This window comes from Endozoicomonas sp. NE40, assembly GCF_040549045.1.
GTDB classification, from domain to species: domain Bacteria; phylum Pseudomonadota; class Gammaproteobacteria; order Pseudomonadales; family Endozoicomonadaceae; genus Endozoicomonas_A; species Endozoicomonas_A lisbonensis.
This window is the reverse complement of the sequence record NZ_JBEWTB010000002.1, coordinates 1763939-1781216: the sequence shown is the minus strand read 5'-3', so window position 1 is coordinate 1781216 and position 17278 is coordinate 1763939. Positions and strand designations below refer to the sequence as shown.

15 protein-coding genes are annotated in these 17278 nt (G+C 50.5%); 10 read left to right on the top strand and 5 right to left on the bottom strand.

Annotated elements, in window-relative coordinates:
- Nucleotides 1-96: 96 nt before the first annotated feature.
- The 8 genes from ribBA (at nucleotide 97) to V5J35_RS08980 (ending at nucleotide 6393) form a co-directional block, all read left to right on the top strand.
- Entirely contained in the window at nucleotides 97-1206 is a 1110-nt protein-coding gene (ribBA, locus tag V5J35_RS09015) for a bifunctional 3,4-dihydroxy-2-butanone-4-phosphate synthase/GTP cyclohydrolase II (protein ID WP_354010931.1), read from the top strand.
- Nucleotides 1207-1237: 31 nt separating this feature from the next.
- Entirely contained in the window at nucleotides 1238-1711 is a 474-nt protein-coding gene (ribH, locus tag V5J35_RS09010) for a 6,7-dimethyl-8-ribityllumazine synthase (protein ID WP_354010930.1), read from the top strand.
- A 10-nt stretch (nucleotides 1712-1721) separates the two neighbouring features.
- On the top strand, nucleotides 1722-2195 hold the full coding sequence (gene nusB, locus V5J35_RS09005) for a transcription antitermination factor NusB (RefSeq protein WP_354011384.1): 474 nt from the start codon (nucleotides 1722-1724) through the stop codon (nucleotides 2193-2195).
- A gap of 123 nt (nucleotides 2196-2318) precedes the next feature.
- Nucleotides 2319-3287 (top strand): thiamine-phosphate kinase, encoded by a 969-nt coding sequence (thiL, locus tag V5J35_RS09000; RefSeq protein ID WP_354016320.1) that lies wholly within the window; start codon nucleotides 2319-2321, stop codon nucleotides 3285-3287.
- A gap of 29 nt (nucleotides 3288-3316) precedes the next feature.
- The gene (locus V5J35_RS08995) at nucleotides 3317-3790 is read left to right on the top strand and encodes a phosphatidylglycerophosphatase A family protein (protein ID WP_354010929.1); all 474 of its coding nucleotides are present in this window, start codon (nucleotides 3317-3319) and stop codon (nucleotides 3788-3790) included.
- 56 nt (nucleotides 3791-3846) lie between these two features.
- Nucleotides 3847-4491: a TIGR02281 family clan AA aspartic protease gene (locus V5J35_RS08990; RefSeq protein WP_354010928.1), complete on the top strand. Its 645-nt coding sequence runs from the start codon at nucleotides 3847-3849 to the stop codon at nucleotides 4489-4491.
- Between the two features lie 106 nt (nucleotides 4492-4597).
- The gene (ribA, locus tag V5J35_RS08985) at nucleotides 4598-5191 is read left to right on the top strand and encodes a GTP cyclohydrolase II (RefSeq protein ID WP_354010927.1); all 594 of its coding nucleotides are present in this window, start codon (nucleotides 4598-4600) and stop codon (nucleotides 5189-5191) included.
- Between the two features lie 188 nt (nucleotides 5192-5379).
- Nucleotides 5380-6393 (top strand): LacI family DNA-binding transcriptional regulator, encoded by a 1014-nt coding sequence (locus V5J35_RS08980; protein ID WP_354010926.1) that lies wholly within the window; start codon nucleotides 5380-5382, stop codon nucleotides 6391-6393.
- A gap of 38 nt (nucleotides 6394-6431) precedes the next feature.
- On the opposite strand, the gene V5J35_RS08975 is transcribed toward V5J35_RS08980, so the two are convergent.
- From V5J35_RS08975 to V5J35_RS08955, 5 genes are all read right to left on the bottom strand, one after another.
- Entirely contained in the window at nucleotides 6432-7505 is a 1074-nt protein-coding gene (locus V5J35_RS08975) for an aldose epimerase family protein (protein ID WP_354010925.1), read from the bottom strand.
- Nucleotides 7506-7635: 130 nt separating this feature from the next.
- A complete protein-coding gene (gene galK, locus V5J35_RS08970) occupies nucleotides 7636-8784 on the bottom strand; it encodes a galactokinase (RefSeq protein ID WP_354010924.1) in 1149 nt (382 codons plus the stop codon).
- 40 nt (nucleotides 8785-8824) lie between these two features.
- The gene (locus V5J35_RS08965; RefSeq protein WP_354010923.1) at nucleotides 8825-9880 is read right to left on the bottom strand and encodes a UDP-glucose--hexose-1-phosphate uridylyltransferase; all 1056 of its coding nucleotides are present in this window, start codon (nucleotides 9878-9880) and stop codon (nucleotides 8825-8827) included.
- A gap of 12 nt (nucleotides 9881-9892) precedes the next feature.
- Nucleotides 9893-10909 (bottom strand): UDP-glucose 4-epimerase GalE, encoded by a 1017-nt coding sequence (gene galE / locus V5J35_RS08960; RefSeq protein ID WP_354010922.1) that lies wholly within the window; start codon nucleotides 10907-10909, stop codon nucleotides 9893-9895.
- Nucleotides 10910-11116: 207 nt separating this feature from the next.
- The gene (locus tag V5J35_RS08955) at nucleotides 11117-12133 is read right to left on the bottom strand and encodes a LacI family DNA-binding transcriptional regulator (RefSeq protein WP_354010921.1); all 1017 of its coding nucleotides are present in this window, start codon (nucleotides 12131-12133) and stop codon (nucleotides 11117-11119) included.
- A 498-nt stretch (nucleotides 12134-12631) separates the two neighbouring features.
- Here V5J35_RS08955 and V5J35_RS08950 point away from each other — a divergent pair, with 498 nt between their 5' ends.
- Both V5J35_RS08950 and melB read left to right on the top strand, forming a co-directional pair.
- Nucleotides 12632-15685: a beta-galactosidase gene (locus tag V5J35_RS08950; RefSeq protein ID WP_354010920.1), complete on the top strand. Its 3054-nt coding sequence runs from the start codon at nucleotides 12632-12634 to the stop codon at nucleotides 15683-15685.
- A 163-nt stretch (nucleotides 15686-15848) separates the two neighbouring features.
- Complete coding sequence (gene melB, locus V5J35_RS08945) at nucleotides 15849-17216, top strand: melibiose:sodium transporter MelB (protein ID WP_354010919.1); 1368 nt, start codon at nucleotides 15849-15851, stop codon at nucleotides 17214-17216.
- The last annotated feature ends 62 nt before the right edge of the window (nucleotides 17217-17278 follow it).

Here is a 17278-nt window from a genome sequence, read left to right as displayed (position 1 = left end):
TGTGACTGACTTCTGTTAACGCTTGTAAACCGTTAGAATGAACGCGTTTTTGCAAGCCGGACAATCCTTCTGGCTGAATCTTTTTCCGGGGGTGTTATGCAGCTGAATTCCATCGAAGAAATTATCGAAGACATTCGTCTCGGTAAGCCTGTAATCCTGATGGATGACGAAGACCGTGAAAATGAAGGCGATCTGATTATTGCCGCGGAAAAAATCACTCCTGAGATCGTTAACTTCATGACCCGTGAGGCGCGTGGACTGCTGTGTCTGACGCTGACCGGTGAACGCTGCGATTTTCTGGGTCTGCCACCTATGGTCAGCTCAGACGACAACCAGTCGGGTTATGGTACGCCATTTACTGTCTCCATTGAGGCGGCTGAAGGTGTCACCACCGGCATTTCTGCCCATGACCGGGCGCGAACCATCTGCGTGGCAGTGGATTCCCTGTCCCGTCCGGAAGATATTGTTCAGCCAGGGCATATCTTCCCACTGCGTGCTCGTCCGGGTGGCGTGTTGAGCCGTGCTGGCCATACTGAAGCCGGTTGTGACCTGGCGCGTCTGGCGGGAGTGACCCCGGCAGCAGCGATCATTGAGATCATGAACGAAGATGGCTCCATGTCCCGTCGTCCGGACCTGGAGCTTTTTGCTGAAAAGCACGATCTGAAGATTGGTACCATCGCGGACCTGATCCATTACCGGATCATGAACGAAAAGACCGTGGAGCAGGTTGAGAAACGCAAACTGGATACCGATTTCGGTCAGTTTGATATGACGGTCTACAAAGATACCATCAGCGGAAATACCCACCTGGCGTTGAGCAAGGGCTATATTACTCCCGATACGCCGGTTATGGTTCGTGTGCATGCCATGGAACCCTTCCGTGACCTGCTGTCTGCTCATTCCGGTGAAGGTGCCAGCAGCTGGTCCCTGAACAAGGCGATGGCGGAAATCGCTAAGGAATCCCAGGGCGTTATTGTTCTGCTGGATAATGAACACAAGCTGGATCTGGGTACTGCCCTTAACCGCTTCAGTGAAGGGCGCACAGGTGTTGGTATGTCGGGTGCTTACCGGACCATTGGCACCGGTTCCCAGATTTTGCGTGAGCTGGGCGTTGGCAAGATGCGCCTGCTGAGTTCTCCGGTGAAGTTTGGTGCGCTGTCCGGTTTTGATCTGGAAATTGTCGAATATATTCCCTGCGAAGGTTAAGTCCTTCACAGGATTATTGAGAGGAAAATAAATGTCTTTAAAAACCATTGAAGGCACTCTGGAACCTAATGGTGGCAAATACGCCATCGTGGTTGGCCGCTGGAACGCTTTTGTTGTAGAAAGCCTGCTGAGTGGTGCGGTGGACAGCCTGACCCGTCACGGTATTCCGGAAGAGAATATCACTGTTGTACGTTGTCCGGGTGCTGTTGAAATCCCGCTGGCCGTCAAGAAAGTCGCTAAAACCGGCCAGTACGACGCCATCGTTGCCCTGGGCGCTGTTATCCGTGGTGGTACGCCACACTTTGAGTTTGTTGCCAACGAATGTGTGAAAGGTTTGTCCCATGTCAACCTGGAATACGAAATTCCGGTGAGCTTTGGCGTACTGACGGTTGACACCATTGAGCAGGCGATTGAACGCTCTGGCACCAAGGCTGGCAACAAAGGTGAAGAGGCTGCCATGGCCGCTTTTGAAATGGTGTCTCTGCTGAAAAAGCTGGAGGTCTGAATTGACTTCTTTGAATCAGGAAGCCGGGCGTAAGGACGCCCAGCGTCCAAAGCCTTCCGAGCGTCGTCGCGCCCGTCAGCTGGCGCTGCAGGCTTTGTACCAGTGGCAGATGTCCAAGTCTTCCCTGACTGACATTGAGATGCAGTTCCGTGCAGACAATGATTTCAGCAAGGTGGACGACGGTTACTTCCACACCCTGTTGCACGGTATTCCTCGTGAAATGAGCACGCTGGACGACACGATGAACCCGCTGCTGGATCGCCCGATCAGCCAGCTGGACCCGGTGGAAGTGGCTGCTTTGCGTATCGGTTGCTATGAACTGATGCATCGCTCCGATGTTCCTTACCGTGTTGTGATCAACGAAGCCATTGAACTGGTCAAGCGCTTTGGCGCCCAGGACTCCCACCGCTACATCAACGGCATTCTGGATAAGCTGGCTCCGCGTGTAAGAGCAGACGAAGTGCGCAGTCACCGCAAGCGATAAGACGTAATCATAATAATTATTTAATGACTGTGATCGATTAATCCTTCAGGTTAACCGATTATTTTCGTATGCAGGCTGGAGAGGACTTCGCTTTTTCCAGCCTGCCTGACAGGGAGTACAGAAATGTCACTTGGAGAGTTTGATTTAATCCGACATTTCTTTGATCGTCCGGAACTGCAATCTTCCCGGCCTGATGTGCTTGGCATTGGTGACGACTGCGCCCTGCTGTCGGTGCCTCAGGGCATGCAGCTGGCACAATCGCTGGACACGCTGGTTTCTGGTGTTCACTTCCCTGAACACTGCGATCCTTTTCTGCTTGGCTACCGCGCACTGGCAACGAATATCAGCGACATTGCTGCGATGGGTGCCGAGCCGCACAGTTTTACCCTGGGTCTGACACTGCCTGAGTCTGACACTGACTGGTTACAGGCGTTTTCTGACGGGCTGGTGGCACTGGCGCAACCTTCGGGGCTGGCCCTGATTGGTGGCGATACGACCCGTGGGCCTCTGACCATTTCCATTCAGGTTCAGGGACTGATTCCCTCAGGTCAGGCGCTTCGACGAAATGGCGCGAAGGTGGGCGACCTGATATACGTCAGTGGAAGTCTTGGAGATGCAGCGGGGGCTTTACCGGCTGTGCTGGAAGGACTGTATCCACAAAACTGTGAAGATACCTCTGTTCAATACTTGCTTCAGCGTTACTATCAGCCGTCCCCAAGAGTGAAGCTTGGGCAATGGCTGGCGGCAAACGGTGCTACGTCTGCGCTGGATGTTTCTGACGGTCTGCTGGGCGATCTGGGGCATACACTTAAAGCCAGTCAGGCCGGGGCAGAGCTGAACCTTGAACAATTGCCGCTGTCGCCACAACTGCTAAACGTTGCCGGAAAACAAAAAGCACAGAGCTATGCCCTCAGCGGCGGCGATGACTACGAACTCTGTTTTACCTGGCCTGCCCATAAAACGCTGGAATTACCTGAAGCGATTCGGGCAGAATGTTCTGTAACCTGTATTGGTCGTATTACGGATGCTGACGGCATCTGTGATAGTGCAACAGGACAACCCTTATCCGCTGCCGCTTACCGGCATTTCTAAACGCTTAATGAATACGACATTGATAAGTTATGAGCCGATCTCCTTCCGTCTGGTCTAACCCTGTGCATTTTCTGGCTTTCGGGCTTGGCAGTGGTCTGGCTCCAAAAGCACCGGGTACCTTTGGCACACTGGCAGCGGTACCCTTTTATTTGCTGATGCAGTATTTACCCATGTGGAACTACCTGCTGGTGCTGGTCGTCAGTATGATTCTGGGTATCTGGATTTGTGACCGTACTTCCAGAGACCTGGGAGTACACGACCACCCGGGGATTGTCTGGGATGAATTTGTGGGGTACTGGATTACCATGATTGCCGCGCCTGCAGGATGGCTGTGGGTGGTTATTGGTTTTGTTCTGTTCCGTATTTTCGACATCATCAAGCCCTGGCCTATCCGTGTGCTGGATAAAAAGGTAAAAGGCGGCTTTGGTATTATGATTGATGATGTGATTGCCGGGTTGTTTGCACTGGTCTGTATGCAGGTTCTGGCAGCGATCTGGGGTTAACCAGTTAATTCACAGGGAGGATGGCAACCGAAAGGAATTCGGTCAGCATAATAACAATGAGAACCTTATTCTCTTTTTTACTGTCGGCTTTTTTGTTGGCGGGCGCTGCTTATTCAACGGCAACAGTCGTTCGGGTTGTGGCATTGTTTCCCGACAGGGCAATGGTGAATATCAATGGTCAGCGACACCTTCTCCGTGTGGGTGGTCGTGCTGTCAGTGGTGTAAGGCTGATCGATGCACACAGCAGGATGGCTGTGCTGGAAATTGATGGCAGGAAACAGAAATTTTCCCTTAGCCGTGATACCAGCGGTGGTATCAGTGATCCCGAAGTAAAAAGCCTGCGTATTACCCGCAGCAATAATGGCCAGTATATTTATCAGGGCAGTATCAATGGTCGAAGGATAGATATGCTGCTGGATACCGGGGCAAACGTGGTGGCCCTGAATTCACGGGATGCCGACCGGCTGGGCATCCGTTTCAGGGACGGTGAAAAGGTGCTGGTTGATACGGCCAGTGATACGGTTTCAGCTTACCGGATAACGCTTTCCAGTGTGTCACTGGGTGGCATTCGGGTGAATAATGTTGAAGCAACCATCCTTGAAGGGAGCTACCCTGATAAAGTTCTGCTAGGTATGAGTTTTCTCAGGTACGTCCGTTTCAGTGAAGATCGGGGCGTAATGGTACTTGAGGCAAAGTTCTGAGCGTCAGGGCAGCTTGTTGATTCTTTGGCGGTAGATTGTCTGCTGCTCGCCTGTATCGTCAGGGGCTGGTACAATCTGCCAGCACGACTGTTTTGAGGAGTAGTGAGTGTCTGTAAGGTTTGTCGCAGAGTCTCGCCTGCCCACCCCCTTTGGCGAATTCATGATGCATGGATTTGAAGAGAGTGGCACTGGCAAGGAGCATCTGGCTCTCACCATGGGTGATGTGAGTCAGGGCGGTCCCGTTCTCGCGCGGGTTCATTCGGAATGTTTGACTGGCGATGCCCTGTTCAGCATGCGTTGTGATTGTGGCCCCCAGCTTGAGGCAGCCATGCGCAAAATTGCTGCGGAAGGTCGCGGGGTTATTCTGTATTTGCGTCAGGAGGGGCGCGGTATTGGCCTGATGAACAAGGTTCGGGCTTATCATCTGCAGGATGAAGGGCGTGATACCGTTGAGGCCAACGAAGAGTTAGGCTTTGCGGCGGATATGCGCAAGTACGATATGTGCAAAGCCATGCTGGATCACCTGGGAGTCAGCCAGCTGATACTGATGACCAATAACCCCCGCAAAGTGGATGCCCTGACTAAACAGGGTATTACTGTGGTGGAACGCCAGCAGCACCAGACGGGTCAGAATCCTCATAATGAAAAGTATTTAACGACCAAGGTGTGGAAGCTGGGACATCTGCTGGAAACCGCCTGAGCTTTCTATCTGGCTGAGAAAAGAAACGTTGGGAAAAGGAAAGCCTTCTCCCAACCCCCTCCATCCGGTTCCTGAACCTCTCCCTGATCATTTTTGCAAACATTTTCAAATTATTGATTGATGGCAGCGTATTAACGCCCTGTTATGGCAGAATACCATCATAAAAGCGGTGGTTTCAGAGGTTCAAAGTGGCAAATATAAAAGATGTAGCCAGACTGGCAGGAGTATCTATCTCCACGGTTTCACGGGTTGTCAATAACAGTGCTGGCGTGGCTCACAGGAAAAAAGAGGCCGTCATGCGGGCAATGTCTGAGCTGGATTATAAGCCCAACAGCTTCGCCAAGGCACTGGTTAACCAGAAATCCGATACCATCGGTCTGGTCGTCGGCGATCTGGGCGACCCGTTTTTCAGCCTGTTAATGAAAGGTGTTGAAAAGCTTACCAATGCCCACGACAAACAGTTGTTAATCAGTGCCGGACACCATAATCCTGAACAGGAACATAAAGCCATTCTCTCGCTGATTGAACGACGCTGCGATGCCCTGATTGTTCATACTAAATCCCTGGCTGATTATCATGTGATGGAGCTGTTGCACTCCCAGCCTGCAGCCGTATTAATTAATCGTTTTATTCACGGTTTTGAAGGACGTTGTATTCACCTGGACAACCTTAAGGCGGGTGAAATGGCAACGAATTACCTGATTGAACATGGACACCGGCGAATCGCTTTTCTATCCCGTGGTGCCGAATCCAGACACCTTGAGCTGGAAGATGCCAGACAGCGTCTGCAAGGGTATCAGGAAGCACTGATCAGTCACGGAATCATGCCTGACCGAAGGCTGGTGGCTAATAATCTGCCCGATGAAAAAGGCGGCTATCTTGCGACCGTAGAGCTTCTGGAACGCAAGGTCGATTTTACAGCCATCTTCGCTTATAACGACGCCATGGCAGCGGGTTGCATGATGGCACTTCGGGAGAAGAAAATTAAGGTACCCGGAGATGTCTCTGTTTTAGGTTTTGATGATGTTCTGCTGGCAAAGTATCTGAACCCGGGCCTGTCAACGGTACGCTATCCCATTGAAGAGATGGCTGCTCAGTCAGCAGAGCTGGCGCTGTCGTTGTGTGACGGGGAAGAGTCACACAACGCTTTGCTGGAGTTTGCTCCCGAAATTATTGACCGGGAATCCGTGCGTTCAGTTTGAAAAAAGGCACTGAGTTTGCAGTGCCTTGCGCTGTTCAATTAGCTGGATAAACCAAAAGCAAATACCGTTGTGTGGTTGTATACCTCGCCGGGCTTCAGTTCGGTTGAGGGGAAGTCGGCCTGGTTGGGGGAGTCCGGGAAATGCTGGGTTTCCAGACAGAAACCATCTCGCTTGTTATAGCGGTTTCCTTCTTTTCCGGACAGGCCATCCAGAAAGTTGCCCGTATAAAACTGCACGCCGGGCTGGGTCGTTTTTACCGTCATTCTTCGGCCAGTTTCCGGCTCGATGACCACTGCGCACTGTTTTAGAGGAGAAGGCTTCAGCAGCGAATCCCCCTGATTGACTACCCAGCTATGGTCGTATCCACGAGCCTGTAGCAGCTGTTGATCATCGGCATCAATATCCTGCCCGATCACTTTAGGCTCTCTGAAATCCATGGGTGTCCCTGCGACAGACTTTATATCGCCAAAAGGTATTGCCGATGCATTGGTTGGCACGAAAGAATCGGCAAATAACTGCAACTCATGTTCGAGACAGTTCCCTGAGCCTTTAAGGTTAAAATAAGAGTGATTCGTGAGGTTAACGACAGTTGTCTTATCGGTAACCGCGTGATAGTTAACAGTCAGCTCATTCTGGCTATTCAGGCAGTAGGTCACCTGTATATCAAGGTTGCCCGGATAACCTTCCTCACCGTCCCGCGATTGATAACGCAGAGTCAGCCGGGCTTCAGAGTTGTCATGCTCTGCGCGGACTGACCAGATGCGCTGATTGTATCCCTGATCACCACCATGCAAATGGTTTGGCCCGTTATTGCAGGCCAGCTGATAATGGCTGCCGTCGATCACTAACTGACCTTCCCTGATACGGTTAGCGTAACGACCACACAGGGCGCCCAGGTAAGCCGACTGATTTTCGTAGTCTGCTACGTTATCGCAGCCCAGCACAATATCAGCAAAATGACCGTTTTTGTCCACGGTTTTCAGGCTCTGAATAATGCCACCCAGATTCAGGATCGATACTTCAGTACCCTGAGCGTTTGTCAGTGTGTAACGGGTGACGACCTCACCTTGTGAGGTTTGACCGAAGTGCTCTTGTTTGATTGTCGTTGTCATAGTTAAAAGCAGAAAGCTGGCATAAAAAGTAAGCGGAAAAAAACGCCGGTCAGAACCGGCGTAAATTGTGGGAAGCTGTCAATTGAATAAAAAGGATTGCAGACGCCTTTTTATTGATCACGTTCACTCTTTAAAGAGCAGAAGCACCCTGGCTGGCTTTGCACACATAAATATCAGCAACCAGTCCGGTAGCGGTTTCATACTGGCTGTCAATTGCCTGCCTGATCGCTTCCACTTTGCTCTCAGGAGCAAGAGCAACGACACAACCTCCAAAACCACCGCCCGTCATACGAACGCCGCCTTCTTCACCAATGACTTCTTTGACGATATCAACAATGGCATCAATTTCCGGTACGGTAATTTCAAAGTCATCGCGCATGGAAATATGGGAGGCTGCCATCAGTTCACCCATACGCTTCAGGTCACCTCTGGGCATGGCTTCAGCCGCTTCCAGGGTTCGTACATCTTCAGTGACGACATGGCGAGCCCGGCGGTAAGCCACTTCATCAAGTTCACCTTTGCGGGCTTCCAGCATCTCTACGGTGATATCCCTCAGCGCCTTCACCTCAAAGTGTTTAGCCACTGCCTCACATTGCTGACGACGAGTGTTGTATTCTGAATCAACCAGTCCACGCTTTTTGTTGGAGTTGATAATCACCACCGCAGCGCCTTCCGGTATGGCAACAGAGCGGGTATCCAGGCTGCGGCAGTCCAGCAGCATGGCATGGCCTTCCTCACCACGGGCTGAAACCATCTGGTCCATAATGCCGCAGTTAACACCAACGTATTTGTTTTCAGCTTCCTGACCAATTAACGCCAGGTCTTTCAGGCTGACGTCATGACCGGACATGCGGGTCAGTGCCAGGCCAGTGCAAACCTCCAGACAGGCTGACGACGAGAGTCCGGCACCCTGTGGCACATTGCCGATGATAGCCATATTGGCACCTTCCAGCGCCAGGCCACGCTCCAGCAGGGCCGTTGCCACACCTCTGACATAGTTGCTCCAGGTAGCATCTTCACTGGGCTCAACAGGCAGAGACAGTTCAAACTCAGTGGTCTGCCCGTCAAATGCCGCTGCGGTTACAACAAGCTTCTGATCATCTCTTGGTGTTGCGGCAATGATAGCCTGATAATCAATGGCGCAGGGTAATACAAAACCGTCATTGTAGTCGGTATGTTCGCCAATCAGGTTGACCCGGCCGGGTGCTTGATAGAATAACTCAGGCTGTTCTCCAAAGGTTTTTTCAAACAGGGCAATCAGTTGTTGTTTCATTTCCATGGCTTTTATTTCTATCCCGAATTTATATTAAGAGTTTCTGTCAGACGTTCAGGTAATGGGTTTCGGATAAATTACGCAGTCGTTCAGCGGCCTGTTCAGCCGTCAGGTCTCGTTGGGACTCTGCCAGCATTTCAAAGCCCACCATAAACTTGCGCACAGTGGCTGAACGCAGCAGTGGCGGATAAAAATGCGCATGCAGTTGCCAGTGTTCATGGTTCTCCTGCGCACAGTCGCCCTGTTCTGTCGGCGCACCATGCCAGCCCATGGAGTATGGGAAAGAAGTCTGAAACAGGTTGTCGTATCTGGTCGTCAGTCGTTTGAGAATATCTGCCAGTGTCGTACGTTCGCTGTCTTTCAGATCCGGCATTCTCAGAATATGACGTTTAGGCAGTAACAGGGTTTCAAACGGCCAGGCTGCCCAGTACGGAACAACAGCAATCCAGTCATCATTTTCAACCACCGTCCGTTCACCGGATTCAGATTCTTTAAGGGCATATTCAACCAGCATATTGCTGCGCTTGTCCGTCAGCCACTGTCTCTGGTTGTCGTCTTCTTTGCGGGCTTCATTGGGCAGAAAACTGCTGGCCCATACCTGCCCATGGGGGTGTGGATTGGAACAGCCCATTACCGCACCCTTGTTTTCGAACAGCTGCACCCATGGGTACTGGTTGCCCAGCTCTGTCACCTGTTCAGACCATACATCCACCACCTGTCGAATTTCTTCGACACTTAACTGCGGCAGGGTTTTACTGTGATCCGGAGAAAAGCAGATTACTCTTGCCTCGCCACGGGCTCCGGAAGACCTGAACAGGTCAGAGTCACCGTCAGCGTCTGGCGTATCGGTCAGCAGTGCCGGGAAATCATTGGCAAACACATAAGGCCGGGTATAGTCCGGATTACTGTCGCCGGTAATTCGCTCATTACCCGGACAGAGATAACAATCCGGGTCGTGGGTCGGGCGATTGTCGGTAGCTGTCTTTTCTACCTGTCCCTGCCATGGTCGTTTAGCACGATGGGGGGAAACCAGAATCCAGTCACCGGTCAGCGGATTGTAACGGCGATGTGGATGATCGATCGGGTTAAATTCCTTAGACATTATTAACTTCCTTTATTCGCTGTAGCCTTCCGGGTTTGAGGTTTGCCATTTCCAGGTATCGGCGGTCATTTCGGCAATCGTCCGGGTGGCAGTCCAGCCCAGCTTTTCGTTGGCATACGCCGGGTCTGCGAAACACTCCGCTATATCGCCTGGTCGACGTGCAACGATTTCGTGAGGGATGTTGTGACCACAGGCGATCTCAAAAGCACTTAGCATTTCCAGAACACTGCTACCGTTTCCGGTTCCCAGGTTGTAGGTATGAACGCCGGTATCGTTCCAGTGGGTTTTCAGAGCTGCCAGATGTCCCTCGGCCAGATCGACAACATGGATGTAGTCACGAATGCCAGTGCCGTCTTCGGTTGGATAATCACCGCCGTATACACTCAGTTTTTCCCGCTTGCCAACGGCGACCTGGGCAATGAAAGGCATCAGGTTGTTGGGAATGCCGTTAGGGTCTTCACCAATCCTGCCGCTTTCATGAGCACCGACCGGATTGAAGTAGCGCAGCAGACTGAAATTCCAGCGGTCATCAGAAGCGGCCAGGTCTCTCAGCATCTCCTCAACCACCAGTTTGGTGCGACCATAAGGATTCGTCGGTGTGCCGGTAGGGGAATCTTCACGGACAGGAACGGTTTCAGGGTCTCCGTACACGGTGGCTGATGAGCTGAAGACCAGATGGCGCACATCGAATTCATCCATGACTTCCAGCAGACAGCGGGTACCATTGACATTGTTGTCGTAATATTTCATTGGAATTTTTGTCGATTCGCCTACCGCTTTTAAGCCGGCAAAATGGACGACAGCATCAATGGAAAACGCTGAAAAGACTTTTCTCAGTCCTGAAACATCCCGAATATCAACATTCTTGAAAACAATTTCGCGACCGGCAATATGTGACACCCGTTTCAGGGACTCTTCCTTGGCGTTACATAAATTATCAACGACAACAACATCATAGCCAGCCTTCAACAGCTCAAGGCATGTATGGCTGCCAATATAACCGGCTCCACCTGTGACCAGAATACTCATCTCATTATTGTCCGTACCTGTTTAATATTGTGATTATCGTAGCGGAGCGAGGTGTTCAGTAATTTGATTTATATCAATATTGAAAATGTTTTCAATATTTTCAGAAAATTGATTAGCTGTGACGATCTGTGTATAGCCAGTCAGGTAGAGCAAAAAATGGTAGCGTCAGACATCTCCCGTCAGACATCTCCCGTCAGACAATGCCCTTCAGAAAACAACAGGCGTTTGGGATGTGCACACAGAAGTACTGTTACGCTCAACAAAGGAGGGGATCAGAATATGTTCACTGATGAATGAAGATTGACCAGATTCGCCCTGATCCGTCAGCTTAAGCGACAGTCTGGCAGCCTGTTCAGCCATGGCGGCAGCAGGATAGCGAACAGTCGATAGCTTTGGATTCAGATAGCCAGCAATAATCAGGTCATCAAATCCGACAACGGATATATCGTCCGGACATTTGATTCCGTTTTCTGCAAGAGCAGCCAGGGCACCCGCCGCCATAATATCGTTGTAGGTAACAATGGCTGTCAGGGGCAACTTTTTGGCGAGCAGATTATAAGTACCCAGTCTTCCACCTTCCTCGGAAGGATAGCAGAGGGAAATAAACTGCTCATCAATATCAAGGCCGAATTCCATCAATGCCTGTTTATAACCCATTAATCGATGAGTGGCGTCGTCTATATTCTGTTCAGAGCATAAGTAGCCGATATTTCTATGGCCTTTGTTCAACAGGTGTCGGGTTGCAATATAACCACCGTGAACATTATCCAGTGCAATACAGCGATGACGGATGGATTTTATGTAACGGTTAATCAAGATAAGCCCCGGCATCTGGCGGGCGTATTCAATTAGCTCGTCATCCGTCAGCCATTTAGTGTGGACAATGGCATGATCACAGTGATTCAGTAACTGCTTTATGGTCTGGCGCTCAGTGTCGGCACTGTACTGACTACTCAGAACGAGAAGACGTTTGTCGTTTTGGCGGGCAACATTTTCTACCCCCTTGATTATCTGGCCAAAAAAAGGTTCCGATACATCAGAAACCATGACACCAATCAGGCCTGCTGAATGTTTATTGCTACTGGTTTTGTAACCCAGTTTGGCGATAGCCTGATGAACGGCAGTGGTCACTGCACTGCTTGTATTCGACTGGCGATTGATAACCCTTGATACGGTTGCCGTAGACACATTCGCCTCTCTGGCAACATCCTTTATCGAAACCATACTTTTCCATTAACTATTCGTTTTTCGGCCAGCACTTATCAGCCAATCCGATAGAAAGGCCCGTGCTTTTCCCGAGCCGGTGTTTTATACCCTCTGAAGTATTCGGTTGCAAACCAGTGCTCGTTATTAAAACGACAGCTTTTTCAACATGACCGCAGGTCATCCGGTTTGAGAAAGAATGTTAATCCTCCAGGTCAGGCTGGTTCAGCCTGTGTAGCCCATCTTAGAGTCTGTATGTAATCGTTACATCCCTATTGTCAATGAAATTAAGACTTTTGAGGTTTCTTTACTTTTTCAATGTAATCGTTACATGGGATTGATCTGTGTCAGTATGTTCGTTTGCGGTTGTGCTTATGATCGCTTTTGAAAACGTATGAGCGGCACTGAAGTGGTCGGGTCTGCGCAGTGCGGTTGCATTGGGCTGAAGTAATTTTCGTCAAATTGCTCCCGTTAGGTTGAGTGTAACGTTACATAAAGCGACTGATTACAGAGTAAATAATGAGTTTGTTGATTCGCCGGGATTGGGAAAATCCAGAAATAACCTCTTGGAATCGCTTGAAAGCGCATTCACCATTGCAAAGCTGGTCATCAGAAACTTCTGCATTAAATGGTGTGTCCAGTGACAGAAAAATCTCTTTGGATGGTGACTGGAGCTTTGGCTTATTTCCTTCACCGGAAGCCGTGCCTGCCAGTTTTCCTGAAAAGGGTATTGCAGAGTCAGGCACCATAAAGGTTCCCGGCAACTGGCAGACCCAGGGTCATGACAAACCCATTTACACCAACGTTAAATACCCATTCCCGTGCAAGCCTCCCTTTGTTCCTGAGGAAAACCCAACCGGTTGTTACTCAACGACTTTCCAGTTACCAGAAAACTGGGAAGCCAATAGCCAGACCCGCATTATTTTTGACGGGGTAAACAGTGCCTTTTATCTCTGGTGCAATGGTGCGATGGTGGGTTACTCGCAGGACAGCCGTCTGCCTGCTGCATTTGATCTGTCGTCTTATCTGCAGCCCGGAGAAAACCGCCTGTGCGTTATGGTGATTCGCTGGTCCGATGGCAGCTATCTGGAAGACCAGGATATGTGGTGGCTCAGTGGTATTTATCGCTCTGTGACCCTGCTGAACAAGCCTGCCAGCCATATCACCGATGTGCGTATCACACCGGATCTGGATCACGGCTATGAACACGGTTCTCTGAACATTGTCGTTGATACCTGTCAGAGTGAAGACCTGTCTGTTCGAACCACGCTCTATTCGGGGCAAACCGTCGTTTGCACAAAGACCCAGCCAGTAGGAACCGGCCCGGTTGATGAAAAAGGCGGGTACGATGATCGCTGCATTATCGACGTTGATATTGCTTCTCCAACATTATGGAGCGCTGAAGAGCCTAACCTGTATCGTCTGACCGTTACCCTGGTCGATGCCAGCGGTAAAGCGTTTGAAACAGAAGCTTACAATGTCGGTTTCCGTAAAGTTGAAATTAAAAATGGCTTGTTAACCCTGAACGGCTCACCACTGATGATCCGTGGTGTTAACAAGCACGAACACAACCCTGCCACCGGCCACTTTGAAACCGTTGACGATGTCAGGGAGCATCTGCTGCTGATCAAGCAGAGTAACTTCAATGCCGTGCGCTGTTCTCACTACCCTCACCAGCCAGCATTTTATGAATTATGCGACGAGTTGGGTTTATATGTAGTCGATGAAGCCAACATTGAAACCCACGGCATGAACCCAATGGGTAAGCTGGCCGATGATCCTCGCTGGTTGAGTGCATTTATGGAGCGCACAACCCGAATGGTGGCGCGGGACTTCAACCATCCGTCCATTATTATCTGGTCACTGGGCAATGAGTCCGGTTACGGTGCAGCCCATGATGCTATGTACCAGTGGATCAAACGGACTGACCCTTCCCGTCCGGTGCAGTATGAAGGTGGCGGTTCCAATACCGCAGCAACAGACATCATCTGCCCAATGTATGCCCGTACTGATCAGGATCTCCCCCAGCCGTGCTATGACGAACCGAAGTGGGCGTTGAACAAGTGGGTCGGGTTAGCCAACGAAAACCGTCCGATAATTTTGTGCGAATACGCTCATGCCATGGGTAACAGTCTGGGTGGCTTTGCCGAATACTGGGAAGCGTTCCGCAAACATGATCGGTTGCAGGGTGGATTTATCTGGGACTGGGTTGATCAGGGGCTGGATAAATACGATGACAATGGCAAGCACTATTGGGCTTATGGCGGTGACTTTGGCGATGAAATCAACGATCGGCAGTTCTGCATTAATGGTCTGGTATTCCCGGATAAAACGCCTCATCCGACCCTTTATGAAGCGAAACGGGCGCAGCAGCCTTTCACTTTTGAACTAACAGAAGACGACAGTCTTACACTGGATATCGTCAGTGAGTACTGCTTTGTCGGAACAGACAATCATCGGTTGAGCTGGGAGCTGATTGCCGGAGAAGAACGGTTAGCCAGCGGTGAGACCGTACTGGACATTGCGCCGGGTCAACGTCAGCAGATCAGTATCGAGACTCCTGACAATGTGACCGGGGCTCTGCCACGTCTGAACGTAGTCATTACTCAAACCGAAGCAACGGCGTGGTCAGAAGCAGGTCATGAAATCGCTCGTCAGCAATTCATGCTGCGTGAATCACTGACTGTTAATCGTATGGATGTCCGTAGAGAATCAGCCGTGATTGCTGAGTCCGAAACCGATTATTCCATTACGGCTGGCAACAGCCAGTGGCTGTTGAACAAGACGACAGGTCAGTTGAACAGCTGGATTAAAAACCACGAAGAGCAACTGCTTGCGCCTGTGCAGGATAACTTCTTCCGAGCACCACTGGATAACGATATTGGTGTCAGTGAAGTGGACCGGCCGGACCCGAATGCCTGGATGGCACGCTGGCAGAGAGCCGGCCTGTTTAACCTGGTGCATCGGTGTGTTGAGACTCACTGTGACCATGAACGGGGAACAGTGACTGCCCATCATGAATACTTTGCCGATGAGCAGGCGAAGCACCCGATTATCAAAACGTCATGGACTTATCAGTTCACGGTTGATGGCGAAGCCATCATTGCCGTTGACGTTCAGCTTGATCCATCTTTACCGCCTGTGCCACGGGTCGGAGCCAGCCTGCGCCTGAAGCAGAAGCCCGACACAGTGACCTGGCAGGGGCGTGGTCCTCACGAGAACTACCCGGACCGTAAGCTGAGTGCAGACTTTGGTGTCTGGTCAGAAACACCTGCTGCCATGCACACGCCGTATATTTTCCCGAGCGAGAATGGTCTTCGTTGCGATACACGTCACTTATCGCTCGGCGGTGCAACGGTGAAAGGTGACTTTCAGTTCAGTGTCAGCCCTTATGGTCAGGCGCAACTGGCGAAAGCGCTGCACACCAATGAACTGGAAGAGTGTGAAGGGTTGTTTGTTTATCTGGATGGTTTTCACATGGGGATTGGTGGTGATGATTCCTGGTCACCGAGCATTCGTCCTGAATACCAGCTGAAAGACTCTTTCTATCAATGGCAGTTTGAATTGTCCTGAGTTGTGTGGGATCGGGGTCACCGTTTTTGGTGATTCCCGGTCGCTATCTACAGTTGCTATTTAAAGTCGCTATTTAAAGTCGCGATCAAAGAATTCTTTTTTCACCAGTTGTGTGGTGAAAGTTGAAGGTTACTTATCACTTTTTTTGGGGGTAAAACGGGTAATGAGTACGCACGCTGAAAACCAGCATATCTCGCTGGGCACCAAATTTTCTTACGGGCTGGGAGCTCTGGGTAAGGACTTTGGTTGTGCACCCATTTATATCTTTTTGATGTTTTATTACACCGATGTCGTTGGTCTATCGGCGGCGTTTGTGGGTACATTGTTTCTGGTCGCCAGGGTTGTTGATGCATTCACCGACCCTCTGATGGGGATGATTGTCGATAATACCCGTTCCCGTTTTGGCAAGTTCCGCCCCTGGGTATTGATTGGTACACTGATTAATGCAGTCGTGCTGATCATGCTGTTCAGTGCGCATCGTTATGACGGAACCTTTGTTTACATTTATGCGACGCTGACCTATATCCTCTGGGGTGTAACGTACACCATCATGGATATTCCTTACTGGTCCATTATTCCTTCCCTGTCTTCTGAACGCTCTGAGCGCGAACATCTGGTGGTATGGCCCCGTATTTTTGCCAGCATCGCCTGGACGCTGGTTGGTGGCTATGGTCTGTATACCGTTGGTGTTCTGGGTGGTGGTGATCAGGGTCACGGCTTCTTCCTGATGAGCATTTGCATTGCGGTTCTGTTTATTGCCAGTGCCCTGCTGGTTTTCTTCCGGGTTAAGGAAAAGACTGACGGCGGCAAAGTAGCCAAAGAGAAGTTTACGATCAGTGATGTTAAAAAGATTATCGGTGAAAACGATCAGCTGAAGTCCCTGATTGGTTTTGTACTGTCGTTTAATATTGCCATGCAGCTGATTGGCGGCTTTGGTATCTACTACTTCTCTTACGCTATTGGTGAACCAGCGCTGTTCCCGATGTTCATGCTGGTGGCCGGTGCTGCAGAATTTACCGGTATTTTCCTCTTCCCATGGATTTCCAAAGTGGTTAACCGTCGCTTCATGTGGCCTCTGGCTTGCGGTTTCCCGATTCTGTGCTGTGCGGTTCTGTACATGGGCAGCCTGATTGCTCCACAGAATGCCATTCTGGTGGGTATCGCCGGTGCGGCAATGAAGTTTGGTAATGGTCTGTTTAACGGTCTGTCTACTGTCATGCTGGCTGATGTGGTGGACTACGGTGAAGAGAAGACCGGTATGCGCAGTGAAAGCGTTATTTTCTCGGTTCAAACCATGTTGGTAAAAGCAGCCGGTGCCATGGCGGGCTTCCTGATTGGCTCCGGTCTGACACTGGTTGGCTATGTTGCTAATGAAATTCAGACACCGGATACCATTATGGGTCTGAAAGTTCTGATGCTGCTGGTGCCAGCGATTCTGGTGGCCCTGAGTGCACTGATTTACAAGAAAACCTATCGTCTGGATAAGCGTTTTGAGGAAGACGCTGACCTTAAAAACGCCTCTTATGCCTGATTAACACGGGCGCTTCCCACTCTGTCGGGAAGCACCCGTTTCACTGACTTTTTATATACGCC